General features: G+C 73.0%; 21 protein-coding genes and 1 other RNA gene. 15 read left to right on the top strand and 7 right to left on the bottom strand.

The features are described from left to right. Positions 1–215: 215 nt before the first annotated feature. From ACWDNY_RS15520 to ACWDNY_RS15505, 4 genes are all read right to left on the bottom strand, one after another. A complete protein-coding gene (locus ACWDNY_RS15520; RefSeq protein ID WP_451646266.1) occupies positions 216–1,124 on the bottom strand; it encodes a carbohydrate ABC transporter permease in 909 nt (302 codons plus the stop codon). Next, complete coding sequence (locus ACWDNY_RS15515) at positions 1,121–2,473, bottom strand: carbohydrate ABC transporter permease (RefSeq protein WP_451646265.1); 1,353 nt, start codon at positions 2,471–2,473, stop codon at positions 1,121–1,123. Before ACWDNY_RS15515 ends, ACWDNY_RS15520 begins: the two co-directional genes overlap by 4 nt. Before the next feature lie 42 nt (positions 2,474–2,515). After that, positions 2,516–3,898 carry an ABC transporter substrate-binding protein gene (locus ACWDNY_RS15510; RefSeq protein ID WP_451646264.1) on the bottom strand — a complete coding sequence of 461 codons (1,383 nt, stop codon included), beginning with the start codon at positions 3,896–3,898 and terminating at the stop codon, positions 2,516–2,518. A gap of 147 nt (positions 3,899–4,045) precedes the next feature. Beyond that, positions 4,046–8,188: an FtsK/SpoIIIE domain-containing protein gene (locus ACWDNY_RS15505; protein WP_451646263.1), complete on the bottom strand. Its 4,143-nt coding sequence runs from the start codon at positions 8,186–8,188 to the stop codon at positions 4,046–4,048. Positions 8,189–8,711: 523 nt separating this feature from the next. On the opposite strand from ACWDNY_RS15505, the gene ACWDNY_RS15500 reads away from it, so the two are divergent. From ACWDNY_RS15500 to ACWDNY_RS15485, 4 genes are all read left to right on the top strand, one after another. Beyond that, on the top strand, positions 8,712–10,433 hold the full coding sequence (locus ACWDNY_RS15500) for a serine/threonine-protein kinase (RefSeq protein WP_451646262.1): 1,722 nt from the start codon (positions 8,712–8,714) through the stop codon (positions 10,431–10,433). A 364-nt stretch (positions 10,434–10,797) separates the two neighbouring features. Beyond that, positions 10,798–12,027, top strand: coding sequence for a serine/threonine-protein kinase (locus ACWDNY_RS15495; protein WP_451646261.1), 1,230 nt, complete (start codon positions 10,798–10,800; stop codon positions 12,025–12,027). A 353-nt stretch (positions 12,028–12,380) separates the two neighbouring features. Continuing rightward, a complete protein-coding gene (gene prfB / locus ACWDNY_RS15490) occupies positions 12,381–13,496 on the top strand; it encodes a peptide chain release factor 2 (protein WP_451646260.1) in 1,116 nt (371 codons plus the stop codon). Between the two features lie 290 nt (positions 13,497–13,786). Further along, a complete protein-coding gene (locus ACWDNY_RS15485; protein ID WP_451646259.1) occupies positions 13,787–14,419 on the top strand; it encodes a hypothetical protein in 633 nt (210 codons plus the stop codon). A 107-nt stretch (positions 14,420–14,526) separates the two neighbouring features. Here ACWDNY_RS15485 and ACWDNY_RS15480 read toward each other — a convergent pair whose 3' ends face one another. Further along, complete coding sequence (locus ACWDNY_RS15480) at positions 14,527–14,718, bottom strand: hypothetical protein (protein WP_451646258.1); 192 nt, start codon at positions 14,716–14,718, stop codon at positions 14,527–14,529. Positions 14,719–14,958: 240 nt separating this feature from the next. On the opposite strand from ACWDNY_RS15480, the gene ftsE reads away from it, so the two are divergent. The 8 genes from ftsE (at position 14,959) to ACWDNY_RS15440 (ending at position 21,233) form a co-directional block, all read left to right on the top strand. Further along, entirely contained in the window at positions 14,959–15,648 is a 690-nt protein-coding gene (gene ftsE, locus ACWDNY_RS15475; protein WP_451646257.1) for a cell division ATP-binding protein FtsE, read from the top strand. A 32-nt stretch (positions 15,649–15,680) separates the two neighbouring features. Further along, entirely contained in the window at positions 15,681–16,598 is a 918-nt protein-coding gene (gene ftsX, locus ACWDNY_RS15470; RefSeq protein ID WP_451646256.1) for a permease-like cell division protein FtsX, read from the top strand. 68 nt (positions 16,599–16,666) lie between these two features. Continuing rightward, complete coding sequence (locus ACWDNY_RS15465; protein WP_451646255.1) at positions 16,667–17,833, top strand: S41 family peptidase; 1,167 nt, start codon at positions 16,667–16,669, stop codon at positions 17,831–17,833. 206 nt (positions 17,834–18,039) lie between these two features. Continuing rightward, positions 18,040–18,372, top strand: coding sequence for a putative quinol monooxygenase (locus ACWDNY_RS15460; RefSeq protein WP_451646254.1), 333 nt, complete (start codon positions 18,040–18,042; stop codon positions 18,370–18,372). Positions 18,373–18,448: 76 nt separating this feature from the next. Further along, a complete protein-coding gene (smpB, locus tag ACWDNY_RS15455; protein ID WP_451646253.1) occupies positions 18,449–18,928 on the top strand; it encodes an SsrA-binding protein SmpB in 480 nt (159 codons plus the stop codon). A 231-nt stretch (positions 18,929–19,159) separates the two neighbouring features. Next, positions 19,160–19,554: a transfer-messenger RNA gene (gene ssrA, locus ACWDNY_RS15450) on the top strand. A gap of 220 nt (positions 19,555–19,774) precedes the next feature. Then, positions 19,775–20,083, top strand: a complete 309-nt coding sequence (locus tag ACWDNY_RS15445) for a hypothetical protein (protein ID WP_451646252.1) — start codon at positions 19,775–19,777, stop codon at positions 20,081–20,083. A 166-nt stretch (positions 20,084–20,249) separates the two neighbouring features. Further along, positions 20,250–21,233, top strand: coding sequence for an extracellular catalytic domain type 1 short-chain-length polyhydroxyalkanoate depolymerase (locus tag ACWDNY_RS15440; protein ID WP_451646251.1), 984 nt, complete (start codon positions 20,250–20,252; stop codon positions 21,231–21,233). Between the two features lie 22 nt (positions 21,234–21,255). Here the strand turns inward: ACWDNY_RS15440 and ACWDNY_RS15435 are convergent, their stop codons facing one another. Further along, positions 21,256–21,705, bottom strand: a complete 450-nt coding sequence (locus tag ACWDNY_RS15435) for an ATP-binding protein (RefSeq protein WP_451646250.1) — start codon at positions 21,703–21,705, stop codon at positions 21,256–21,258. A 139-nt stretch (positions 21,706–21,844) separates the two neighbouring features. Between ACWDNY_RS15435 and ACWDNY_RS15430 the strand changes: the two genes are divergently transcribed. Next, the gene (locus tag ACWDNY_RS15430; protein ID WP_451646249.1) at positions 21,845–22,663 is read left to right on the top strand and encodes a helix-turn-helix domain-containing protein; all 819 of its coding nucleotides are present in this window, start codon (positions 21,845–21,847) and stop codon (positions 22,661–22,663) included. Next, positions 22,660–22,908, top strand: a complete 249-nt coding sequence (locus ACWDNY_RS15425; RefSeq protein WP_451646248.1) for a DUF397 domain-containing protein — start codon at positions 22,660–22,662, stop codon at positions 22,906–22,908. The genes ACWDNY_RS15430 and ACWDNY_RS15425 overlap by 4 nt, the downstream gene beginning before the upstream one ends. 278 nt (positions 22,909–23,186) lie before the next feature. Here the strand turns inward: ACWDNY_RS15425 and ACWDNY_RS15420 are convergent, their stop codons facing one another. Further along, positions 23,187–23,585, bottom strand: coding sequence for a VOC family protein (locus tag ACWDNY_RS15420; protein WP_451646247.1), 399 nt, complete (start codon positions 23,583–23,585; stop codon positions 23,187–23,189). A 348-nt stretch (positions 23,586–23,933) separates the two neighbouring features. Here ACWDNY_RS15420 and ACWDNY_RS15415 point away from each other — a divergent pair, with 348 nt between their 5' ends. Continuing rightward, a complete protein-coding gene (locus ACWDNY_RS15415) occupies positions 23,934–24,593 on the top strand; it encodes a TetR/AcrR family transcriptional regulator (protein ID WP_451646246.1) in 660 nt (219 codons plus the stop codon). Positions 24,594–24,911: the final 318 nt, after the last annotated feature.

The raw sequence follows: 24,911 nt of genomic DNA, 5'->3' as shown, positions 1-24,911 counted from the left end.
ACGGGCGGGTGCGCCGGGGCGAGGACACGGACCGCGGGCGGCACGCCCGGGCCGGTGCGGCACGCGCCCCGTACCGGCCCGGGCGCGCCGCCCGCGAGCGACGGTGGGACGAACGGTGTGTGCGCCGTCGTCGGTGCACCCGCGGCAGCCGGGGAAACGGCGGAGGGGCGGACCGCTGCCGGTCCGCCCCTCCGCCAACTCGCCCCGACGGGGGTCTACTTCACCGCACCCGCCATCACGCCGGACACGAACTGCCGCTGGAAGGCGAAGAACACCGCCAGCGGGATCACCATGGAGATGAACGCGCCCGGTGCCAGGACGTCGATGTTGTTGCCGAACTGGCGTACCTGGGTCTGCAGGGCCACCGTGATGGGCTGCGTGCCGGACTTGGTGAACACCAGCGCCACCAGCATGTCGTTCCACACCCACAGGAACTGGAAGATGCCCAGGCTGGCGATCGCGGGCCCGCCGAGCGGCATCACGACCCGGGCGAACAGGCGCAGTTCACCGGCGCCGTCCAGCCGGGCCGCCTCCAGCAGCTCCCGGGGGATCTCCGCGAAGAAGTTGCGCAGCAGGAACACCGCGAAGGGCAGGCCGAAGCCCGTGTGGAACAGCACCACCCCGAGCACGGTCCCGAACAGACCGACGGAGCCGAACAGTTCCGCGATCGGGATCAGCGCCACCTGCACCGGGACCACCAGCAGGCCGACCACGGCCAGGAACCACCAGTCGCGGCCCGGGAACTCCATCCACGCGAAGGCGTACCCGGCGAGCGAGCCGACCACGACCACCAGGACCGTCGTCGGGACGGTGATCAGGACGGTGTTCACCAGGGAGCCGGTGATGTCGCCGTTCTCCAGCAGTTTCTGGTAGCTGTCGAAGGTCAGCTGCGAGGGCTTGGTGAAGACCTGCCACCAGCCGCCCGAGCTCATGTCCTGGGGTGAGCGCAGCGACGCCAGCAGCAGGCCGATCGTCGGGACGAGCCAGAACAGGCCCACGAGGACGAGGAAGACCCGCGCCAGGCCGCCGCTGACGGCCCCCGCCAGCTTCGAGCCCAGCGACTCGCGCGCCTCCACGGCCCGGACGGGCGCCGTCTTCGTGGAACCGGCCGCCTGCACCGTCATCGCCGCACCTCCCGCCTGAGCCTGCGCATGTTGAACAGCATCACCGGGATCACCAGCAGCAGCAGGAACACCGCGATGGCGCTGGCGACGCCCGGCCGGCCCTCCGAGAAGCCCTTGCGGTACAGCTCCAGCGCCAGCACGTTGGCGTCGTCCTGGGAGGAGCCGGGGGCGATGATGAAGACCAGGTCGAAGATCTTGAGCACGTTGATCATCAGGGTGACGGCGACGACCGCGAGGACGGGTGCCAGCAGCGGCACCGTGACCCGCCGGAACACCTGCCACTCGTTGGCGCCGTCGACCCGGGCGGCCTCCAGCAGCTCCCGTGGCACTCCGGCGAGCCCCGCCGCGATCAGCACCATCGCGAAGCCGGCCCACATCCACACGTAGGCGCCGATGATGGCCGGGGTGACCAGCGACGGCCCCAGCCAGTCCACGCCGTTGTACGGCTCCTCGAAGTTGCTCGCCGGGAGCCGGAGCCGGGCGCCGTCGGCCTTCGCGGGCAGCGTGAACGTGCCGTCGGCGGCGGCCTTGACCGATGCCACGACCCGGCCGTCCCTGACCGCCTCGATCCGCATCCCGGCGTAGCCCAGCTCGGCCGGGTCGACCTCGCCGAGCCGGCCGACGCCCTTGCCGCGTGTGAAGTCCTGCCAGGTGGTGCCGGTGATCCTCCCCGGCTTCGGCTCGGGCGCGGCGGCCTTCCTGGCGCTGCCGGGCATCTTGTCGGGGGCGACACCGACGAGGGGCAGCGCGACCGACTGGCCCGTGTGCACGGTGCCGGTGGTGACGAAGCCGCCTCGGTCGGCCCGGAGGGGCGACCGGCGGCCCGGGTGCGCCTTGGGGAAGGCCGAGGACTCGGCGAAGGTGTCGTGCACCCCGACCCACACCGCGTTGGCGACGCCCTTGTCCGGGTCCTGGTCGTACACCAGGCGAAAGATGATGCCGGCCGCGAGCATCGAGATCGCCATCGGCATGAAGACCACCAGTTTGAACGCCGTGCCCCAGCGCACCCGTTCGGTGAGCACGGCGAAGATCAGGCCGAGCGCCGTGGCGACCGCCGGCGCGAACACCACCCAGATGATGTTGTTCTTCAGCGCGGTGCGGATGCCGTCATCGGTGAACAGGGCCCGGTAGTTGTCGAACCCGGCGAAGCCGTCACCGGAGTTGTCGTAGAAGCTGCGGACGATCGAGTACCCGATCGGGTAGACCACGAGCGCGCCGAGCAGGACCAGGGCGGGCAGCAGGAAGAGCGCCGCCACGGTCCTGCGGGTGCCGGTCACGCTCTTGCGCCGGCGGGGACCGGAGGGCGTCGCCGGGGTCTTGCCGACGCCCTCCGCGGTGGCCGACGTCATCGCCGGCTCCCCCGTTGTCCGTGGTGTCCGGTCATCGTGGCATCAGCCTCCGTACGCCGCGGCGGCGTCCTTCTCCAGCCGTGCCTGCGTGCCCGCGACGTCCGCCGGGTTCTTCAGGAAGTCCTGCAGTGCCTTCCACTCGCCCTTGCCGGGCGTACCGCCGAACGCCTGCGGGGCCTGGTCGGACATGTCGAAGCGGAAGTCGTCCCCCGACGCGATCAGGGCCTTGGCGATCCTGCGCTGCACGTCGTTGGGGTAGGCCGACTCCGGCACGTTCTTGTTCGGGGAGAGGTAACCGCCGAGCTTCGCCTGGATCGTGGCCGCGTCCGGCGAGGCCAGGAAGGTGACGAGGGCCTGCGCCGCCTTGGAGTCCTTCAGGACCACGGCCGCGTCGCCGCCGGAGACGACCGGCGCGGCGGAGCCGACGGCCGGGAACGGGAACACCTTCGCGTCCGTGCCCACCTTCGCCTTGGTCTCGCCGATGTTGACCTGCGCGAAGTCGCCCTCGTAGACCATGCCGGCCTTCGGCTGGTCACCGCCGGTGAAGGTCTGGGTGACGGAGACCGGGAACTCGGTCTGCAGCGCGCCGTTCGGCCCGCCGGCGAGGTAGTCCTTCTTGCCCCAGATCTGCGCCAGCGTGGTCAGCGCGTCCTTCACGGACGGATCGGTCCACTTGATCTTGTGCTGGGCCAGCTGGTCGTACTTCTCCGGGCCCGCTTGGGAGAGGTAGACGTTCTCGAACCAGTCGGTGAGGGTCCAGCCGTCGGCCCCGCCCACCGAGACCGGGGTGACCCCCGAGTCGTAGATCGTCTGCGCGGTGGACACCAGGTCCTTCCAGGTCTTGGGCTCACTCGCGCCGGCGTTCTCGAAGACCTGGGCGTTGTACCAGATCAGCGACTTGTTGGCGGCCTTGTAGTAGACGCCGTACGGCTTGCCGTCGACCTTGCCGATGTCCTGCCAGCCCTGGGAGTAGTTCTTCGCGAGCTGCGCCTGCGCCTCGGCGCCGAGGGGCTTGGCCCAGTTCTTCTCGACCGCCTGCCTGATGGCGCCCGGCTGCGGGAGCAGCGCCACGTCCGGCGGCTGACCGCCCGCGATCTTCGAGCCGAGGAAGTTGATGATCGGGTCCTGCGCGGGGACGAAGGTCACCTTGGCGCCGGTGCGCTTCTCGAACTCCGCGAGGACCTTCTTGAAGTTGGCCTGCTCGCCGCCGGTCCACACGGCGGCGACCTCCAGGCTCTGGCCGTTCAGCTTCGGCAGGGTGAGGGCGCTGCCGGAGTCCGTGCTCCCGCTGCTCTTCCCGCCGTTCGGCGTGTCGTCGTCGCTTCCGCCGCACGCGGTCAGAGAGAGCGCCAGCGCGCCCGCGGCGACCGCCGCGGCGGTCCGTGCGGCTCTGCGTGTGCGGATGGTGCTGCTCGTGCTGCGCATCACTGCCCCGTTCTTCGTTCCTCGTCGAACGACCGAGCGCCTTCCCGTGTGGATCTGGTCTACGCCCGGCTTCCGGACATCGGCAAGAGCGCCCACCGTGTCAAGTGGACGATCGTGACCACCTCGTGACGGTCTGTGGGACGCCCGTCAGAGCAAGGACGGGACCTTCGCCGCCGACACCTCGCGCGCGGCCCGCTCCAGCGCACTGGCCAGCAGGGCCAGATCCGTCGGCCCGTTGCCCAGCTCCCGCACGGAACGCCGGGCCGGCGGGTCTCCCATGCGGTGCCACTCCAGCGGGACGACCGTGGGACGCAGGGTCGCCGTCCGGGGGATGCGGCCCGTGACGCGGCCGCCCTGGAAGGGGGTCACCCGCCCGTCCGGGCCGGCGAGCCGGCCGCGGCCGGGCGCCGGCTCCCCGCCGCTGTCCCCGCCCCGCTCGAACGGGGAGGCGCCTCCGCGGACGCCGGCCGGAGCGTCCAGCGTGACGCGGAGCGTCGCCCGGCGCGCCGGTTCCGACTCCGCCGTGCGCCCTCCGGGACCGGTGGCCGCCACCAGGTGGACGCCGAGCCGCTCGCCCTCCCGGGCCACCGCCTCCAGCGCGCGTATCACGGACCCGGCCGCCGGCCGGCCCGGCGAGCCGAGCGCGGGGGAGACCAGGGCGTCCAGGTCGTCGACGACCACGACCAGCCGGGCCAGCGGAGGGGCCTCCTCGGTCCGCCGCGCAGCGGACGGATGCCGCAGCCGCAGCGTGGCGGTGGGCGGGCTCTCCAGGTCGCCCGCCGCGGAGCCGCCCGGGCTCCGGCCCGCGGGTGTGCGCTGGGCGACGATCCGGCCGGACACCTCCCGCCGCGTGTGCCACTCGGTGAAGTCCGTCCGCCCGAGCAGCTCGGCCCGCCGTTTCAGCTCGGCGCTCAGCGACTGGGCGAACTCCCGCATCCGGACCGGGTCGTTGGCGGTGAGGTGGGTATTCACGTGCGGCACGTCCGTGCAGACGCGCAGGCCGTCGCCGTGGGCTCCGCCCGTGCCCGCGTCGTCACGGCCGTCGATGAGGACGATGCCGAGGCGGTCGGGGCGTTCGGCGGCGGCCAGCGAGGCGACCACGGACCGCAGCAGCTCGGTACGACCGCTGCCCGCCGGGCCCTCGACCAGCAGGTGCGGGCCGTCGGCCACGAGGTCCGCGCAGACCGGGCCGCGTGGCCCGGCGCCCAGCACGGCCGTGGCCCGCCCGCCGAGCGCCGTCGTGTCGTCGGCCGCGTCCGCCCAGCGCGCCAGCAGGGACGCCGGGGTGGCGCGGGCCAGGCCCAGCTCGTCCAGCAGCCGGGCCGACTGCGGCAGCGGCGCCGACACCCGGGCCTGCCGGTTCCCGCCGGCCGTGTCCGTCCGCAGCGGCGCCATGGCCCGTGCGAACCGCTCGGCCCACGGCAGGGAGACGGCGTCGACGACGGCCACGGTGCCGGGGGCTATGGGGGAGGCGTGCCCGGGTCCGCTCGCGGGGGCGGCGGCGTGCGCCCGCGCGGCGGCAAGGCGGGGCGTGGCCCCTTCGGCCGCGGACGGCGCGTGGGCGGCCGCCGGGTGGCCCGGGCTCTCGTGGCGCGTGGCCCCGGAAGCCGGCGCGGAGGGGAGCCGGGCCCCGGGGGAGGCGGAGGCCGGGTGCTCCCCGGCGCGCGGGTCCGCCCCGGTGGAGGGGGCGTCCGGGCGCCGGGCGGTGCCGGGGTCGGGGCGGAGGCCGGCCGGCGGCCGCGCCGACGCGCCCTGCGGCGCGCGCGCGCCGGGCGCGGTGCCGGGACGCCGCGCCTCCGTCCCCGCGTGCGCGACCCGCATCAGCCGCAGCGCCGTGGCGACGTCGCCGCTGAGCAGGGCGACGGCACCGCAGGCGCGGAACACCGGCGAGGACGCGCACGCCGCCTCGTACGTCTCCGTCACCGGTGAGGCGGGGGAGGCCGGTGCCGTCTCGGTGAGGCACACGACGTGAATGCCGGCCCGGGGCCCCTCCTGGGCCAGCCGCACCACCGCGTCCCGCACGGCGGCGCCCCCGGGGTCGCCGTCCACGACGACCACGGTGTACGGCCCGGCGAAGCCCTGAGGGTCCGCGTCCGCGCCGGTGTCCCGCGCCCAGGAGGGCCGCCGGGACGGCTGTGCCGCCCCGCGGGCGGCGGGCGGCGCCCCGTACGGCGGCACGGCTCGACCCCCGGCCGGGGCGGCCTGGGCGGGGTGCGTCGGGCCGTGTCCGCTGTCCGCCGCTGGCGCCCCGGCCGACCCCGCGGCTGTCCCGGCGCCGGGCGCCGCCGGGTCCGGGTGGACCCCGGCCTGGGTGCCGTGCGCCGGGCCGTGTCCGCTCGCTGCCGTCGTCACGGTCGTCCCCGCGGCTGTCCCGGCGCCGGGCGCCGCCGGGTCCGGGAGGCCGTCCGGGGCGGCCGGCGCCGCCGGGCCCCGGGTGTCCGTCAGGTGGTCGTCCAGGCGCCGCAGGAGCTCGTCCGTGCGGGCCGCGGCCTGTTCGCCGTCGTAGGCGAGGAGGAGCCGGCAGTCCTGGCCGTGTCCGGGGCGCACATGGGGGAGCCAGCCGAGCCAGGACCAGTCGGTGGTGCGCTCCTGGAGGGAACGCGTGCGGTCCGAGGCGATCAGGACGATCTCGACGGTGTCGGGGGAGTGCAGCGCGGCCAGCTGGGCCACCACCGCGCGCGCCAGCCCGGACAGCCGGGCGCGCGGTCCGGCCAGACCGAGCGCGCCCACCTCCCGCAGACCGGCCGTCACCGGGACCGCGGGCAGCAGTCCGGAGCCGTCGAGGGCCGGCCGGTCGGCCGTGCCGAGCCGGACGGTGAGCGCCTCCGCGTGCCCGGGCCCGCGCTCCCACAGGCGCGGGCCGGGGCCCAGCGCCGTCAGCAGCAGCGCCGCCGGGTCCGGCCAGGTCTCCGGCAGGCGCGTCCCGGTGTACCGCGGGGAGACGGTGGGCGCGGGGGCGCCGTCCGCCGTCCCCTCGTAGGACTCCCGGGGGGCCGCCGCCTGCTCGTCACGGCCGCCGGCCAGCCGCCGCGCCCACGCGCCGAGCCCGCCGCGCCGGCGCAGGGACTGCGGTACGTCGGTGCCCCGCAGGGGCGTGCCCTTGCGGCCGCCCGAGTCCGCCCCGCTGCCCGCGTCCGCCCCGCCGTCCGTGCCCGCCGCGCCGCCCCGGCCCAGGGCCTCGTCGGCCGGGTGGGACCGCACGCCACCGGTGTCCCCGGCGGCGAAGGTCCCCGCGCCGTCCCAGGTCCCCGTGGTCCGGGTGGTGGGCCCGCCGGCTCCGCCCGCCCCCGGTGGGCGTCCGCCGTGGGTGTCCGCGCCGGCGTCCGGCGCGTACGTCCCCCCGCCGGCCGCCGCGTCGCGCGAACCGTGGCCGTCCTGGTGCCCGGCGCCGGGTGACCGGCCCTGCGCGGGCAGCACGGCGGGGCCGCCGGGCCGCTGTCCGGACGCGTCCGGTGCGCCCGCCGGGGGCATCCAGGCCGCCGGGCCGTGGCCGAACGTGGTGCGCTCCGCACCCGTGCCCGGGTCGGGAGCGGACGGTGCCGAGCCGGCCGCCGGCACGCCGCCGCCCGTCCCGCTGCCGGCCGCGCCCGGTCCGCGCTCGGCCGGCGAGGGGACCCGTACCTGGCCCTCCCCGTCCGGTGCCGTCGCCACCCGCGCCCCCGCACCGCCGGCCGGAGCCAGGCGCAGCGCCGACTCGCCGACGCGCAGCAGCGCGCCCGGGGCGAGGTGGACGGGGCGGGAGCCCACGCGCACGCCGTCCAGCTCGGTGCCGTTCGTGGAGTGGAGGTCGGCGACGGAGACGCGCCCGTCGGGAGCGACCGTGACCGCGCAGTGCACCCGGGAGACGTCCGGGTCGTCGAGCGGGACGTCGGCGTCGGCGGAGCGGCCGACGGTGATCTGCCCGCCGTGCAGCAGGTGGACGCCGCCCGCGTCAGGTCCGGCGACCACGTGCAGCTGGGTGGGGGCGTCGTCGAGCTCCGGGTGCGGCTCGGGCTCCGCGGGGGCGCCCAGGGACAGCACCGCGCCGTCGAGCAGCGGGGGCTCGCCGAGCGTGCAGCGCTGGGCGTCGAGCCGCTCCGCGCCCGCGTACAGGACCACCGGTCCCGCACCGGCCTCACGGCCGCGCTCGGCGCCACCCGCCTCACCGGAGACCGAGGCGGCGAGCGCCGAGGCCACCGCGGCCAGGGCCGTGCCCGCGGGTGCCGTCACCAGCACGTCGCAGGTCGCGGCGCGGCCCTGGGCCTCGGGGGGCGGGCCCAGCGGGTCTACGACGGTCAGCCGGATCTGCATCGCCGTCAGCGGTCCCTTCTGCGCGGGCGCCCGCGTACGGGGACGAAGCCGTCCCGCGGTCCCCCCACCGCGCACTTCCCCCACCGCCGCACGGGCACGTCGGCCAGTACTGGGGGGCATCCTCGCACCTGCCACCGACAGCGCGCCCGCCGCCCACCGGCAAGTGATCTTGATTGGTCGGCTCTGCCCGTAAAAATGGCTGACCAGTGCCCCCCGTGTGACTGCTTGAGATCGGTCACGTCCTCCTGTGGGCAACCGATCGACCCGAGCCGAGCGTCTTTCCGTCGAACATGTACGGCATCCCGTGCGTACGTCGCACCGGAGGGGACAGCGGTCGCCTCGAAGGCCCCGGCGCAGCGCGCGGCAGGACCGCCGGGTACGCACCGACGACAGCCCGGCACCGGGCACGGCGGCACTACAGTGGGTCGGAAACACGCCCGCCCCCGGCCTCGGCCCGGCGGGGAGGCCCACCCCGCCGGGCCCGGCGCGGGACCAGGCAAGCAAGCAGCAGGGAGCGCATGACGTGCGGCCGGTAGGGAGCAAGTACCTGCTCGAGGAGCCCCTCGGACGCGGCGCCACGGGCACCGTCTGGCGAGCCCGCATGGGGACGCCCCCCGGCGCGGAGCCCGCCGGAGCGCCTTGGGGCGGGGACACCGCGGGCGCCGCCGCCCCCGGCAGGGCCGGCGAGACCGTCGCCATCAAGGTCCTCAAGGAGGAGCTGGCGAACGACCCGGACGTCGTGATGCGGTTCCTGCGCGAGCGCTCCGTGCTGCTGCGGCTGACCCACCCGAACATCGTCCGGGTGCGCGACCTGGTGGTCGAGGGCGATCTGCTCGCCCTGGTCATGGACCTGGTCGACGGCCCCGACCTGCACCGCTACCTGCGCGAGAACGGCCCCGTCACGCCCGTCGCGGCCGCGCTGCTCACCGCCCAGATCGCCGACGCGCTCGCCGCGAGCCACGCCGACGGGGTGGTCCACCGCGACCTGAAGCCGGCCAACGTGCTGCTGCGGCAGAGCGGCGGGCAGATGCACCCGATGCTCACCGACTTCGGCATCGCCCGCCTCGCCGACTCGCCCGGACTCACCCGCACCCAGGAGTTCGTCGGCACCCCCGCCTACGTCGCGCCCGAGTCGGCCGAGGGCCGCCCGCAGACGTCCGCCGTCGACGTCTACGGCGCCGGCATCCTGCTGTACGAGCTGGTCACCGGCCGTCCGCCGTTCTCCGGGGGCTCGACCCTGGAGGTCCTGCACCAGCACCTGAGCGCCGAACCGCGCCGCCCCTCCACCGTCCCGGAGCCGCTGTGGACGGTCATGGAGCGCTGCCTGCGCAAGAACCCCGGGGAACGGCCCAGCGCCGAGAACCTCGCGCGCGGCCTGCGCGTCGTCGCCGAGGGCGTCGGCGTGCACGCGAACGCCGCGCAGATCGCCGCCGCCGAGGGCGTCGGCGCCCTGCTGGCACCCGACCCGGCCCCCGCGCCGGTGCCGGGCGCCTTCGCGCCGGACGCGCCCGGGGCCGCCGACCCGACGCAGGTGCTGCCGCAGGGCGCGGGGGCCTACGACCCGAACGCCGCGACCAGCGTCCTGCCGCACACCGGCGGCGTGCCGGGCGCCGCCGACCCGACGCGCATGATGCCGCCGGTGCAGCAGAACCAGCAGGACGGCGGGCCGCAGGGGCAGCAGCCGGAGCAGCCGCACCCGTGGCAGACCCAGCTGCGTGCCGCCCGCGACCGCAACGAGCAGACGCAGATCCAGTACCTCGACCCGAGCGAGGACCCGCTGCGCCGCCGCCCCCAGCGGCAGGTCTCCCGGCCGCAGCAGCAGCCTCCCCGCTCCGGGTACGGCCACCCGCAGCAGCAGCAGTACGCCCCGCAGCACCAGCGGCCGCCGCGGTACGCCACCCCCCAGCCACAGCCCACGCAGGCCCCGCAGCCCCAGCGGTACGCCCCGCCCGCCCCCGCCGAGCCGCGGCGCCCGGCACGCGAGCCGCGGCCGCCGCGTCAGCGCGGCGCCAACCCGATGAAGATCCCGGGCCTGGGCTGTCTGAAGGGGTGCCTGTTCACGATCGTCGTCCTGTTCGTCGCCGGCTGGCTGATCTGGGAGCTGAGCCCGCTGCAGGACTGGATCGGGACCGGCCGGACCTTCTGGGGACAGCTGAGCGACTGGTTCGGCCAGGTGACCGACTGGATCGGGAACCTGAGCGGCGGCTCGGGCGGCGGGTCCACCGGCGGCTCGACCGGCAGCTGAGGCGCGCGGCCGGCAGTGACCCGCGCGGTCGGCGACTGACGCCCGCGCGGCTGCCGACCGCACCTGAGGGCGAACCGTGCCCGCACCGGGTGCGCCGGGGCGCGGGACCGCGCCCTGAGGCCCCGTCTCCGGCCTGCCCCAGCGGCTGCCGCCCTACGCGGCGGCCCCGCCGCACCCGGGCGGGGCCTCCCGACGTGCGGGGCGCGTTTCCCGCCCGAGGAGTCCCGTTCCGCCGACCGCAGGCCGCGGACCCTCGCAGGTTCAGCGACATGTCGACATCTGAGGGGTGATTTCCGTTCCCGTGGTCAAGGTTGACTCGCCGGACGCGTAGTTTTGTCGGCAACACGCGTCTGTAGGAGCAGCCTTGGCACGGAAGATCGGCAGCCGGTACACCGCCCATCAGATCCTGGGGCGGGGCAGCGCCGGCACGGTGTGGCTGGGTGAGGGTCCGGACGGGCCCGTCGCCATCAAGCTGCTGCGCGAGGACCTCTCGTCCGACCAGGAGCTGGTGGGCCGCTTCGTGCAGGAGCGGACCGCCCTGCTCGGTCTGGAGCACCCGAACGTCGTCTCTGTGCGCGACCTGGTGGTCGACGGCAACGACCTGGCGCTCGTCATGGACCTGGTGCGCGGCACGGACCTGCGCACACGCCTGGAGCGGGAGCGGCGGCTCGCGCCCGAGGCGGCGGTGGCCGTCGTCGCGGACGTCGCGGACGGCCTGGCGGCGGCACACGCCGCGGGGGTCGTGCACCGGGACGTGAAGCCGGAGAACGTGCTGCTGGACATGCAGGGCCCGCTGGGCCCCGGCGGCGCCCACCCGGCCCTGCTGACGGACTTCGGCGTGGCCAAGCTCATCGACACACCGAAGCGGACCCGCGCCACGAAGATCATCGGCACACCGGACTACCTGGCGCCGGAGATCGTGGAGGGGCTGCCGCCGCGGGCGGCCGTCGACATCTACGCCCTGGCCACGGTGCTGTACGAGCTGCTGGCGGGCTTCACGCCGTTCGGCGGCGGACACCCCGGCGCGGTGCTCCGCCGGCACGTCACGGAGACGGTGGTGCCGCTGCCCGGCATCCCGGAGGAGCTGTGGCAGCTGCTCGTGCAGTGCCTGGCGAAGGCGCCGGCGTCGCGACTGCGGGCGTCGGAGCTGGCGGCCCGGCTCAGGGAACTGCTGCCGATGCTCGCCGGCATCCCGCCGCTGGACGTCGACGAGCCGGACGCGGACCTGGAGCCGCAGGAGGAGACGCCCGCCGCGGCACCGGCCGGGGAGCGGGCGCTGCGGCGGGGCGCGGTGCCGCTGGTTCCGGGAGCGAAGCCCGACTCCAACCGGGACACCCACACGTCGATGCGGGTGCCGGGCCCGGACGAGCTGGCGGGCGGCGCGCACGGCACGGCGCGCGCCCCGCGTGCGGCGGGTGCGGCCCGGCCCGGCTCGGCCCGCCACCGGGCGGCGGCCCGGCGGCGCCGGATCACGCTGGCCGTGGCGGGCGCGGTGGTGGCGGCGGCCGTCGGCGTGGGCGCGTGGCTGGCGACGTCGGACGACGGCCCGGGGGGCACGCCGGACACCGAGCGCTCGGCGCCCGCGTCGCCGTGACCCGCCCCACCGACCCACCCGCTCCGCGCGGCTGAGACACGCCCGGCCGGGCTCCTCCCCAGCGCCGCCCGGCCCCCGGCCGTACCCGCCCGGCCGAGATCCGCCGTGGTGGCGGCCGAGGTGCGCGGTGACGGCGGGTGGGGTCCGCGGCGGCGGAGGGCGAGATGCGCGGCGGTGGGGACCGAGGTGCGCGGTGACAGTGGGACAGGTATGCGGTCACTGCGGGCAACGCGCACGGTGACTGCGGGCGACCGCCCGGTCACCTTCCGAGTCGCCGTGCTGGTGGGGGCCGTCTCGGGGGTGGGAGCCGTCGCCCGGCGCTGAGCGCTTGGCGGAGCCGTTACGCTGGATGCGTGGCAGTCGTCGATGTATCCGAAGAGCTCAAGTCCCTCTCCTCGACCATGGAGTCGATCGAGGCCGTTCTGGACCTCGACAAGCTGAGGGCAGACATCGCCGTGCTCGAGGAGCAGGCGGCCGCGCCGTCCCTGTGGGACAACCCGGACGAGGCGCAGAAGATCACCAGCCGGCTCTCCCACCTCCAGGCGGAGGTCAGGAAGGCCGAGTCCCTGCGCGGCAGGATCGACGACCTCGAGGTGCTCTTCGAGCTCGCCGAGGCCGAGGACGACCCGGACGCCCGCGCGGAGGCCGAGTCCGAGCTCACCGCCGTGCGCAAGGCGCTCGACGAGATGGAGGTGCGCACCCTCCTCTCCGGCGAGTACGACGCCCGCGAGGCACTGGTGAACATCCGCGCCGAGGCCGGTGGCGTCGACGCCGCCGACTTCGCCGAGCGGCTCCAGCGCATGTACCTGCGGTGGGCCGAGCAGCACGGCTACAAGACCGAGATCTACGAGACCTCCTACGCGGAGGAGGCCGGCATCAAGTCGACCACCTTCGCCGTGCAGGTCCCGTACGCCTACGGCACCCTCTCCGTCGAGCAGGGCACCCACCGGCTCGTGCGCATCTCCCCCTTCGACAACCAGGGGCGGCGCCAGACGTCCTTCGCCGGCGTCGAGGTCCTGCCGGTCGTCGAGCAGTCCGACCACGTCGAGATCGACGAGTCCGACCTGCGCATCGACGTCTACCGGTCCTCCGGTCCCGGTGGCCAGGGCGTCAACACGACCGACTCGGCGGTGCGCATCACGCACCTGCCGACCGGCATCGTCGTCTCCTGCCAGAACGAGCGCTCGCAGATCCAGAACAAGGCGACCGCCATGAACGTGCTCCAGGCGAAGCTGCTGGAGCGGCGCCGCCAGGAGGAGCAGGCGAAGATGAACGCGCTCAAGGGCGACGGCGGCAACTCGTGGGGCAACCAGATGCGTTCCTACGTCCTGCACCCGTACCAGATGGTCAAGGACCTGCGGACGGAGTGCGAGGTGGGCAACCCCGAGGCCGTGTTCAACGGCGAGATCGACGGCTTCCTCGAAGCCGGCATTCGCTGGCGCAAGCAGCAGGAGCAGCAGGCCAAGTAAGTTTGTCGACATGGCAACTGCCGCCGTTGAGGCGGCAGTTGCCATTTTCGTGGCCGGATGTCCGGGATTTGCATCACACTCACACCGCTCTCCCTCCGGCAAAGATCACTTACCGGGACATCACGTGCGCAACGCCCTTGACGCTGCTTTGAAAAATGGGAAAGGTGAGCCGCGGCATGCGTAACGCAGGGGCGCATGTGAACCGGGGGGCTCCATCGTTCAGTTACCCCCGTTGATCACGGCCCCGGGCGCGGCCTCATCGACGATCAGCTACTGGGGGTAGCACACACATGACGAAGAAGACGCGGATCCGCGTCGCGCGCATAGCCGCGGGCGCCGTGATCGCCGCGGGCGCCTCACTGACCGCTGCGGGCGCCGCCTCCGCACTGGAGATCAACCTGACGGCCGGCGTCGGCGTCGCCACGGGCGGTGACCCCGACCCCTGCGACATCTCGGTCGACCCCGATTGCGAGCCGACCACTCCGACCCCGCCGAGCACCCCGCCGAGCACTCCGAGTCAGCCCAGCACCCCGCCGAGCACTCCGAGTCAGCCCAGCACCCCGCCGAGCACTCCGACTCAGCCCAGCACCCCGCCGAGCACTCCCGGTCAGCCCAGCACCCCGGGCCAGCCCAGCACCCCGGGCAACCACGGCGGCGGCAACGGCGGTGGCTCCAACGGCGGCGGCACCGACGTGAACGGCGGCAACGACAACTCCGCCCAGGAGGCCGGCACCTCGGCCCTCACCGACACCGGCGCGGACACGTCCAACCCCTCGGCTCAGGGCAACGGCGAGGAGCTCGCCGAGACCGGTGCCGGTCAGACCGCGTTCCTGCTGGTCGGCGCCGCCACGATGATCGCCGGCGGTATCGGCTTCCGCGTCCTGCCCCGCATGATGGGCGGCCGCGGCGGCGCCGCCGCCTGACGGTAGTGGCAGGCTCCACGGAGCGTGCGCACGCCTGACACGTGAAGGGCCCGGAGCATCGTGCTCCGGGCCCTTCACGCTGCCGTCGGACGTCCGCGTCGTGCGTGCTAGACCGTCTGGTGCGCCAGCAGCGCCACCGCCGCGATCAGCACCACCAGCAGCGCGATCAGCGTCATCGGGTTCAGGCTTCCGAAGAAGTTCTCCTGCTGCAGCCGCTCGCGGTTCGCACGGCACACGGGGCACCGGCCTTCGCTCACGGGCGCCGCGCAGCTCGCGCACACCAGCCGGTCGTACGTCATGCGCTCGCCCTCCTTGCACCGGTTCCACCTACACAACGCTCGGGGACGCGCGAACGTTCCCTTCTCCACTCTGCCAGGTTCCCGGGAATTCAGCGCGGGGTCCCGGGGGACGGACTGTGTTACCCGCGTCGCCCGGTACAAAAACGCACAACCACCGCGCAAACCCACCGGCGCCTGCGCTCGCACACCGGGTTCGCGTATGGTCACGCTCATCTACCCCCGGCGACCCGTGGTGCATCCGTGATCCGATTCGACAACGTCTCCAAGGTCTACCCCAAGCAGACCCGCCCCGCGCTCAGGGATGTCTCCCTGGAGGTGGAGAAGGGCGAGTTCGTGTTCCTCGTGGGGTCCTCCGGCTCCGGAAAGTCCACCTTCCTGCGGCTGGTCCTCCGCGAGGAGCGGTGCAGCCACGGCCAGGTGCACGTCCTGGGCAAGGACCTCGCACGCCTCTCCAACTGGAAGGTGCCGCAGATGCGCCGCCAGTTGGGGACGGTCTTCCAGGACTTCCGTCTCCTGCCGAACAAGACGGTCGGCGAGAACGTCGCCTTCGCCCAGGAGGTCATCGGCAAGTCGCGCGGCGAGATCCGCAAGTCCGTGCCGCAGGTGCTCGACCTGGTCGGGCTGGGCGGCAAGGAGGACCGGAGGCCGGGCGAGCTGTCCGGCGGTGAGCAGCAGCGCGTGGCCATCGCGCGGGCCTTCGTCAACCGGCCCAAGCTGCTCATCGCCGACGAGCCCACCGGCAACCTCGACCCGCAGACCTCCGTCGGCATCATGAAGCTGCTCGACCGCATCAACCGGACGGGCACCACCGTGGTGATGGCGACCCACGACCAGAACATCGTGGACCAGATGCGCAAGCGCGTCATCGAGCTGGAGAAGGGCCGCCTCGTCCGCGACCAGGCGCGCGGCGTCTACGGCTACCAGCACTGACAGTTCACGTCGGAAAGGCTTGACCAGACGCCATGCGCGCCCAGTTCGTCCTGTCGGAGATCGGTGTCGGTCTCCGCCGCAACCTGACGATGACGTTCGCCGTCGTCGTCTCCGTCGCCCTGTCCCTGGCCCTGTTCGGCGGTTCGCTCCTCATGAGCGACCAGGTCAACACGATGAAGGGCTACTGGTACGACAAGGTCAACGTCTCGATCTACCTCTGCAACAAGAGCGACGCCGAGAACGACCCCAACTGCGCCAAGGGCGCGGTCACCGAGGACCAGAAGAAGGTGATCCTCGCCGACCTGAAGAAGATGCCGGTCGTCGACAAGGTCGCCCACGAGTCGCAGGACGAGGCGTACAAGCACTACAAGGAGCAGTTCGGCGACTCCCCGCTGGCCAGCTCCATCACGCCGGACCAGATGCAGGAGTCCTACCGGATCAAGCTGAAGAAGCCGGAGCAGTACCAGGTCATCGCGAGCGCCTTCAACGGGCGCGACGGCGTGCAGAAGGTGCAGGACCAGAAGGGCATCCTGGACAACCTCTTCGGGCTGCTCAACGGCATGAACTGGGCCGCGCGCGCGATCATGGCGCTGATGCTCGTGGTGGCGCTGATGCTGATCGTCAACACGGTGCGCGTCTCGGCGTTCAGCCGTCGGCGGGAGACCGGGATCATGCGCCTGGTGGGCGCCTCGGGCTTCTACATCCAGGCCCCGTTCATCATGGAGGCCGCGGTCGCCGGACTCATCGGCGGCACGGTGGCGTGCGGCTTCCTGGTGGTCGCGCGGTACTTCATCATCGACCACGGCCTGGCCCTGTCGCAGAAGCTCAACCTCATCAACTTCATCGGCTGGGACGCCGTGCTGGCGAAGCTGCCGCTCATCCTCGCGACGAGCCTGGTGATGCCCGCGTTGGCCGCGTTCTTCGCGCTGCGCAAGTATCTGAAGGTGTGACGAATGCCGCGAGGGCCGGACGGTGAACGAGCCGTTCGGCCCTCGCGCGTTGTCCTACACTCACCGGCATGTCAGGTCGTGACCTGTTCTGCCAGCCCCGCCGCTTCGGCCGCGGGGCCGCCCTGACATTGGTGTTCGCGAGCGTGCTCGTGGCCGGTGCGGCGACGGGCTCCCTGCCCGGCTCGGACCGCAAGTCCGCGGCGCAGTCGGCCGGTTCGCCCGCCGGCGACCGGCACGCCGAAGTGGCCCGGGCGGCCGCCGAGGCGATGGCCGACGGCAAGTCCCCCATGGAGGCCGCCGAACGGGCCGTCAGCCGCAGCGGGGACCGCTGGGGCGCCGTCTACTCCCCGGGCGAGTACGAGGAGTTCGAGGAGGCGCTCGACGGCCGGTACACCGGCGTCGGACTGTGGGCGCGGCGCGAGCGGGACGGCCGGATCGAGGTGACCCGGGTGCGGACCGGTTCCCCGGCGGCCGCCGCCGGGGTCCGCGAGGGGGACCGGCTGCTGCGCGTCGACGGCCGGAAGGTGGACGGGCTGCCCGTCACCGAGGTCGTCTCCTTGCTGCGCGGCGACGCCGACGACGCGCCCGCCGGCACGGCCGTCACCCTCGGACTGCGGCGCGGGGCCCACCAGTGGAGCCGGACGCTGCGCCGGGCCAGCCTCTCCACCGAGTCGGTCACCGTGCGGCGGCTCGCCGACGGCGTCACGGTGATACGGATCGCCGCCTTCACCAAGGGCGCCGGCGGCAAGGTGAGCGCCGCCCTGCGCGGGACGCCCACCGGCGCCGGGGTCATCCTCGACCTGCGCGGCAACTCCGGCGGCCTGGTCACCGAGGCCGTCACCGCCGCCTCCGCGTTCCTCGACGGGGGCCTCGTCGCCACCTACGACGTCGACGGTGAGCAGCGCGCCCTGCACGCCGCCCCCGGCGGCGACACCCGCCGGCCCCTGGTCGCCCTTGTCGACGGGGGCACGATGAGCGCGGCCGAACTGCTCACCGGCGCCCTCCAGGACCGGGGCCGCGCGGTCGTCGTGGGCTCGCGCACCTTCGGCAAGGGCTCGGTGCAGATGCCGACCCGGCTCCCCGACGGCTCCGTCGCCGAACTGACCGTCGGGCACTACCGCACCCCGTGCGGCCGCGCCGTCGACGGCCGGGGCATCACCCCCGACCTGGACGCCGGTCAGGACGCGGTGGGGCGGGCGGAGACCGTCCTGAGCGGTCTGGGCGATCCGTCCTGAGCCGTCCGTCCCGTCCGTCCCGTCCGTCCCGTCCGTGCGAGACGTACGGGACCGCCCGCCCCGCCGTCGCGCCGGGGCGTCCGCCGAGGTGAAGCAGGTCCCACGTGGCGATCACCGCCGCGTGAGCGGGTAGAAAGAGGAGCGCCCGGCCCTCCGGGTCACCCGGACCGCCGGCAGCGACCGGCACAAGACATGCGAGGAATCCGATGATCTTCATTACCGCGAAGTTCCGTGTGCGGCCCGAGCACGCGGACGCCTGGCCCGAGATCACCCGGGAGTTCACCCAGGCGACCCGCAGTGAGCCGGGGTGCCTGTGGTTCGAGTGGGCCCGCAGTGTCGAGGACCCGACCGAGTACCTGCTGACCGAGGCGTTCCGCGACGACGAGGCCGGCGCGGCGCACGTCCGGTCCGAGCACTTCAGGACCGCCTGCCAGACCCTCCCGCGCTACCTGGCTGAGACCCCCCGCATCGTGAACGTCACCGTCCCCCAGGACGACTGGTCCCGCCTCGGGGAGATGGAAGTACCGCAGGAGGGGTGACGCCGGGCGGCGCGCCCGGCGATCCATCAATCGACTGGCCCGCAACCCCCTCCGTAGTGCGAAAATGGGCGGCACTATGGCTAAGGAAAAAGGGCGCAAGCTGATCGCGCAGAACAAGAAGGCGCGGCACGACTACCACATCCTCGACACCTATGAGGCCGGCATGGTCCTCACCGGCACCGAGGTGAAGTCGCTGCGCCAGGGCCGTGCGTCGCTGGTCGACGGCTTCGTCCAGCTCGACGGCCACGAGGCGTGGCTGTACAACGTGCACGTGCCCGAGTACAGCCAGGGCACGTGGACCAACCACAGCGCCCGCCGCAAGCGGAAGCTCCTGCTGCACCGCGAGGAGATCGAGAAGCTGGAGTCCAAGTCCCAGGAGACGGGTCACACGATCGTGCCCCTCGCCCTGTACTTCAAGGACGGCCGGGCCAAGGTCGAGATCGCGCTGGCCAGGGGCAAGAAGGAGTACGACAAGCGGCAGACGCTGCGCGAGAAGCAGGACCGGCGCGAGGCCGACCGCGCGGTGTCGGCGGTCCGGCGCCGGCAGCGGGCCTGAGGCCCGGCTCCGGGACTTCCCCCCGGCGGGTCCGCGGCCGGGCGGGAATGTCCCGGCGCCCGGCCCCGTTGTACGAGGTGCCACGGTCCGCGGCCCCTCGGGGGACGGCGGCCGGGGCGCCCGCCGGAATACGCTGGCACCGACATGTGTTGGTCACGTACGATGGCATCGCACCGCACAGCCGGTGCGGCAGTCCCTCCTTGCGAGGGGCGCGGTTTGAAAAATCAACATGGGGATGATCGGTTTCGACAGCGGTTGTCGAAGCAGGGGAAGCGTGTCGAGGAAGCGGCCATGATCTCGTAAACCACAGGCCGAAAAAAATAATCGCCAACACCAAGCGCGATTCCTCCCAGGCCTTCGCCCTCGCTGCCTGATCTCAGGTAGCAGAGCGAGCCTCCTAATGGGAGTGTCAGCCCGGGGCTGTTCCCGACCCGGATCCTGGCATCAGCTAGGGAACTAAACCTTGATCCCGGTCACGGGGTGAAGAGGGAAACCAAACAGTGACTGAGCCCGTCGGAGACTTGTCCGCGTGATCTCCGGGGCCGAGAAAAGCGAAGCGGACTGCACACGGAGAAGCCCTGGTTCCGCACCGTTGGACGCGGGTTCGATTCCCGCCATCTCCACGATCGGGAGGCCGCCGAGCCTCCCACCCATGTGGGCGAAGGCCCCGCCGCTCCCGAGCGGCGGGGCCTTCGTCGTGCGCCTGGGAGTGCCCCAGCCGCGGTCCGGCGACCGGGGGCGCCTGAGGGCGGTACCGTGAGGACGGACATGGCGCCCTGCATGCCTTCGTGCCGCCTCGGAGGATCGATGACGACAGCTGCCTCACACACACCAGGGGTCCCGCCCATGCCGGACCGGAATCCCAAGGCCCTGCGGGCGGCCATCGCGCAGCACGCCCCTCAACTGCTGCCCGACTTCGACGCGCACTGGAAGCGGTACGTGGCGGATGCTTACGACGTCACCACCGTGCCCGCCTTCATGGCTCGCTGGTGGGGTGAGTACGCCATCGCCCGCGATCCGGAACTCGACGCGCACGTCACCGATCTCGAACACCGAGCCGCTTACGAGTGCGCCGATGCTGCCGAGGCCAGAGCCCTACTGGAGGAAGCCTCCAACATCCGGCACCTCGCGGCCCGCACGGAGCCGGGCCAGTGACAGACGACGGGCTCATGGGTCCGCGGAGCGGGTGCAGGCCGGCCGTGCGGTGATCCGCCGGTTGGTCCGGTGGGTGTCTCGGGGGCCTGGGCACAGGAGGAGGGCCTCCACTTGTGGGGCCCCACCCCATATCGGCGGGACGTTGAGGCTTCTACCTTCCGCGGACATGACACACACCAGAGCCGCACGTCACCTCACCGTCCTGGCGACCCTGCTGGTCGCCCTGCTCGCCGCCCTGCTCGCGCCCGGCAGGGCCACGGCGGCCGTCTCCCTGCAGGAGGTCACCGGGTTCGGGACGAACCCCGGCGCCCTGCGCATGTTCCGGTACGTCCCACCCGGCCTGTCCGCCGGGCGGCCCGTCGTCGTCGCGCTGCACGGGTGCACGCAGGACGCCGCCGGCTACGGCAACAACAGCGGATGGACCCAGCTCGCCGACCGCTGGGGGTTCTCCGTCGTGCTGCCGCAGCAGCAGTCCGCCAACAACCTCTCCAACTGCTTCGACTGGTTCCAGGCCGGCGACATCGAGCGCGGCCAGGGCGAGGCCGCGTCCATCGCGCAGATGGTCGACCGGCAGCTCGCCGACGTCTCGGGCGACGCCCGGCGCGTGTACGTCACCGGACTGTCCGCGGGCGGCGCCATGACCTCCGTCATGATGGCGGCGTACCCGGAGAAGTTCGCCGCGGGCGGGATCGCGGCCGGGTTGCCGTACGGCTGCGCGCAGGCCGCCGGGTCGCCGTACGTCTGCATGTACGTCGGCGCCACCCAGACCGCGAAGCAGTGGGGCGACCGGGTGCGGGCCGCCCGGCCCGGCTACACCGGTCCCTGGCCGACGCTGACCGTCTTCCAGGGCACGGCCGACTACACCGTCAAGCCCGTCAACATGACCGACCTGATGAGGCAGTGGACCGACGTCCAGGGCGCCGACCAGACGGCCGACGTCAGCGACACGGTCGCCGGATACCCCCACCAGGTCTTCCGGGGCCCGGGCGGCAACGCCGTCGTCGAGACGTACAGCATCACCGGCATGGGACACGGGCAGCCCGTCGACCCCGGCACCGGGAGCGCGCAGTGCGGGACCGCCGCGTCCTACTTCCTCGACGTGAACCTGTGTGCCGCGTACCGGCTGGGCCAGGCCTGGGGCCTGGGATGACACCGGCCGCCTGACCGGCGGTTCACGGCGCGGGAGTGCTCAGCTCGAACCAGACGGTCTTGCCGATCCCGGCGGCCCGCGGCTCGGCACCCCACTCCCGCGCCAGCGCCGCCACCAGGGCCAGGCCCCGGCCGGACTCGTCGTCGGGTGCGGCCTCTCGGCGCGCGGGCAGCGTGTCGCCCGCGTCCGTCACCGAGACGCGGAGGCGGTTCGCCTCCAGGACGCAGCGGGCCCGGATCTCGCGGCCCGGGGGGACCTTGGCGTGGCGGTAGGCGTTCGTCATCAGCTCGCTCAGCAGGAGGACGGCGGTCTCCGTCACCTCGTCCGGGAGCTTCCAGGACGTGGCCTGCTCACGCAGGAGCGTGCGGGCCCGGCCGACGCTGCGGGCGTGACGCGGCAGGCGCCACTCGATGTCCTGGGGGAGGGCGGCGGGGGAGGGGCGGGAGTCGGGGCCCGGGGGCGGGGTCGGCATGCGCGGCTTGGTTCCCTTGCGTGTGATTCTCCGTCGTGTGCGGTGATCAGGCTGCTGTCCGCCGCCTAACCTCACGAGTGGCGGAACGGGTACGCGGCGTGCTTGTACACGGCGTGGCAGCGGGAGGCGGGTGGGGCGCGTGGCTTCGGGGGAGTCCCAGCAGGCCCAGCAGAACTGGCGGTACTGCGGCGGGCAGATCAAGCTGTGGCGCGAGGAGGCGGGCATCAGCCGGCAGGCCCTCGCCGACGAGGCGGGGTACGACTACGAGTACGTGAAGTCGATGGAGTGCGGAAGGCGCCGGCCGACACTGCGGCTGTTACAGGTCGCGGACCAGATGTGCGGGGCGCGAGGGAAACTGGCGGCGGCCCACGAGTTCCTCAAGCCGGAGCCGTTTCCGGCACGGTCACAGGAGTACATGGCGCTGGAGGCGGACGCAATCGCCGTGCACGACTACTCACTGACGCTGGTCCCCGGGCTGCTGCAGACGAGGGAATACGCGCACGCACTGATCGGCGAAAGCTGTCCGCCGCTGGACGACGAGACAGTTGAGGAGCGTGTCAGAGCGCGGCTGGTCAGGCAGGAGGCGCTGACCCGCCGTAGCAAGACCGTCTACGGCTTCGTCCTCCACGAAGCAGCGCTGCGCACGGAGGTAGGCGGACGGGAGGTCATGAGGCGGCAACTGCTTCACCTGTCGGAGAGAGGTGAGCTGCGGAACGTGGCCGTCCAAGTGCTGCCCTTCGGCAAGTGCAATGGCGTGGCGTTGAACGGCTCCTTCATCCTGCTTGAGAACGCGGAGCGCGAGCGCTTTGCTTACGTCGAAGGCCCCGAGACCAGTGTGCTGCATGCTGACGTCGCGCGGGTCAGCGATCTGGCACAGGTGCATGGCATGATCCGCATGCAGGCTCTTGGAGTTGAGGAATCGGCGGCGTTCATCAGGAAGGTGGCACAGTCGTTATGAGCGAAACGCTGGCGTGGTTCAAGTCCAGCTACAGCGACTCCCAAGGCGGCGCGTGCCTCGAAGTCGCCTACGCGTGGGGTGAGTCGTGCCGCAACGATTCCTCTGGCGGCGCGCACCCCGAAGCCGCCGCCACGCCCCGCGCCGTCCACGTCCGTGACTCGAAGCTCGGAACTCGCGGCCCCCGCTTCGCCGTGCCCGCGGGCGCCTGGGCCGCCTTCCTCGCGTACGCGGCCCCCGGAGCCTGAGCCCCGGGCTCCGAGCCGCGAGACCCGAGCGCCTTTTCCAAGGAACGGGCGGAAATACCCCACCCACCCTCCCGCCCTCCGGCGCCCCGAAGCCCCCGCACGTCAGCCCGTGTTGACTTTTCGTGATCGGCTTGCGACGCACCGTCGCGAACCTCTAGCGTTCGCGACAACAAACAACCCCGGCCGGGTGTTAGCAGCACCCGCCGGGGTCTCACTCGGCCGCGCCGGGCACCTGCGGCGCGTGCGCCGGCCCGGATGTGGCCTGACGCGGTGGGACCTCAGGCGTTCTCGGGGGCGGACGGGGTGACCCACTCGACGAACTGGACAATCACGCCGTTGGGGTCGGTGACCTGGAAAAGTCGCTCGCCCCAGGGCTCCTCGCGCAGCGGCATAGTGATCTCGACACCCTCGGCGCGCAGCCGCTTCTCCTCGATCTCGATGCCGGTGGTGGTGAAGGCGAGGATCAGGCCGGAGGCGTGCTGATCACGCTGGTCGGCCGGCAGCACTGCGGTGCCACGTGCGAGCAGGACGATGTCCATCGCGGCGTCGCCGCGCGACAGGGAGGCGAATCCTTCGGCAGCGGCCTGCTCGACGTAGCCGAGGTGGGCGGTCAAGAACCGCTGGGACGCGGCGACGTCGTCGACGGTGAGCGCGACGGTGGACGCAGTGATCTGCAAGGTGATTCTCCTCAGTGGTTTCCGGGAGGCGGAGGTACGGGTGTCGGGTGAGCGCAGTTCAGTAACCGGAGGGGCGCGGCAGACTGCGGGCCTTCGGGGGACCCGCCGAGCAAGTGCGGCAAGAGCGTGGGCGGGACGCTGAGTGCCACGGGGTGGAGCCCGGGCGCGGTGGTCCGCCCGGTCAGAGCCGGGCCGATCTTGACGGGTGCGATCCGAAGGGCGACAGGACGGCACTCGAGCACGGGCACATCCGTTCGTCGCCCCGTATGAAACTTACTACAGACATAACTTTAGGCTGGTCCCCTTGAGGGCGTCAACACAAAAATGCCACGAGGGTAAAATTGCTCCATGACTACTGATGTCAGCTCGTCCGCACCCCCTACCGGCCTGCGGGAATCCAAGAAGCAGGAGACCCGGCAGCTCATCTCCGACGTCGCCACCGGCTTGTTCCTCGCCCAGGGTTTCGAGCGGACCACCATTGCCGAGATCGCTGCCGCCGCGCGGGTGGCGAAGAAGACGGTGACCAACTACTTCCCGCGGAAGGAGGATCTGGCTCTGGACCACCAGGACGCCTTCATCGCCTCCCTGGCCGGTACGGTGACCGGCCGTCAGGCCGGCGAGTCGGCCCTGTCGGCCCTGCGTCGCGCCTTCGCCGACGCGGCCACGGACGCCGACCCGGTCGCCGGGTTCTCCGGCCCCGACTTCGCCCGCATGATCGCCGACAGCCCCACCCTCTCCGCTCGACTGCGCGACCTGCACGACCTGCGAGAGGCCGCCTTGGCCGACGCCTTGGCCGATGCCACCGGCACACCCCGCGGCGACATCATCCCCCGCACCGCCGCTGCCCTGCTCGGTGCCGTGCACCGCACCCTGTTCCAGCGCATCCAGGAACTCACCCTCGCCGGCCAGGACAACGCCAGGATCTCCGCCGCCGTCATCGCTGAGGCGGACAGCGCCTTCGGCCTGTTGGAGCCTTCACTCGCCGCCTACGCCGCAGCATGGGCGTGACCGTACGGCGCGCCCAGGGCTACACCCTGCGCGTCACTGCCGTATCCGCGATCCACCGTCAACTCCTCGACCGCTGCCAGCCTCTTGACGGCACCGCGGCGATCCCGGCCCAGCGCAAGGCCCGCCGCGAGTACGAGAACCGCGTCAACGTTCTCGGGGGGCTCACGCCGGGAGCTGAAAAGACCCACCAAGCTCAAGACCCGGCGGCTTCTGGGCTTACCTCGGCGCTACCCCACCTCGGGCAGGGCCTGCAGGAGGAAGGTCTTCAGCACGAGCGCGATGAGGACGGCCACGCCCACGAGGAGGGGGATCTCGCGG

It is taken from the genome of Streptomyces sp. NPDC003697 (assembly GCF_053587115.1).
This window is presented reverse-complemented; position numbering and strand designations above follow the sequence as displayed.

Bases quoted from the DNA above. Each gene is read 5' to 3' on its own strand.
- ACWDNY_RS15520 (WP_451646266.1), bottom strand. From the start codon at position 1,124: ATGACGGTGCAGGCGGCCGGTTCCACGAAGACGGCGCCCGTCCGGGCC.
- ACWDNY_RS15515 (WP_451646265.1), bottom strand. From the start codon at position 2,473: ATGACGTCGGCCACCGCGGAGGGCGTCGGCAAGACCCCGGCGACGCCC.
- ACWDNY_RS15510 (WP_451646264.1), bottom strand. From the start codon at position 3,898: ATGCGCAGCACGAGCAGCACCATCCGCACACGCAGAGCCGCACGGACC.
- ACWDNY_RS15505 (WP_451646263.1), bottom strand. From the start codon at position 8,188: ATGCAGATCCGGCTGACCGTCGTAGACCCGCTGGGCCCGCCCCCCGAG.
- ACWDNY_RS15485 (WP_451646259.1), top strand. From the start codon at position 13,787: ATGACGAAGAAGACGCGGATCCGCGTCGCGCGCATAGCCGCGGGCGCC.
- ACWDNY_RS15480 (WP_451646258.1), bottom strand. From the start codon at position 14,718: ATGACGTACGACCGGCTGGTGTGCGCGAGCTGCGCGGCGCCCGTGAGC.
- ftsX (WP_451646256.1), top strand. From the start codon at position 15,681: ATGCGCGCCCAGTTCGTCCTGTCGGAGATCGGTGTCGGTCTCCGCCGC.
- ACWDNY_RS15465 (WP_451646255.1), top strand. From the start codon at position 16,667: ATGTCAGGTCGTGACCTGTTCTGCCAGCCCCGCCGCTTCGGCCGCGGG.
- ACWDNY_RS15460 (WP_451646254.1), top strand. From the start codon at position 18,040: ATGATCTTCATTACCGCGAAGTTCCGTGTGCGGCCCGAGCACGCGGAC.
- smpB (WP_451646253.1), top strand. From the start codon at position 18,449: ATGGCTAAGGAAAAAGGGCGCAAGCTGATCGCGCAGAACAAGAAGGCG.
- ACWDNY_RS15445 (WP_451646252.1), top strand. From the start codon at position 19,775: ATGCCGGACCGGAATCCCAAGGCCCTGCGGGCGGCCATCGCGCAGCAC.
- ACWDNY_RS15440 (WP_451646251.1), top strand. From the start codon at position 20,250: ATGACACACACCAGAGCCGCACGTCACCTCACCGTCCTGGCGACCCTG.
- ACWDNY_RS15435 (WP_451646250.1), bottom strand. From the start codon at position 21,705: ATGCCGACCCCGCCCCCGGGCCCCGACTCCCGCCCCTCCCCCGCCGCC.
- ACWDNY_RS15425 (WP_451646248.1), top strand. From the start codon at position 22,660: ATGAGCGAAACGCTGGCGTGGTTCAAGTCCAGCTACAGCGACTCCCAA.
- ACWDNY_RS15415 (WP_451646246.1), top strand. From the start codon at position 23,934: ATGACTACTGATGTCAGCTCGTCCGCACCCCCTACCGGCCTGCGGGAA.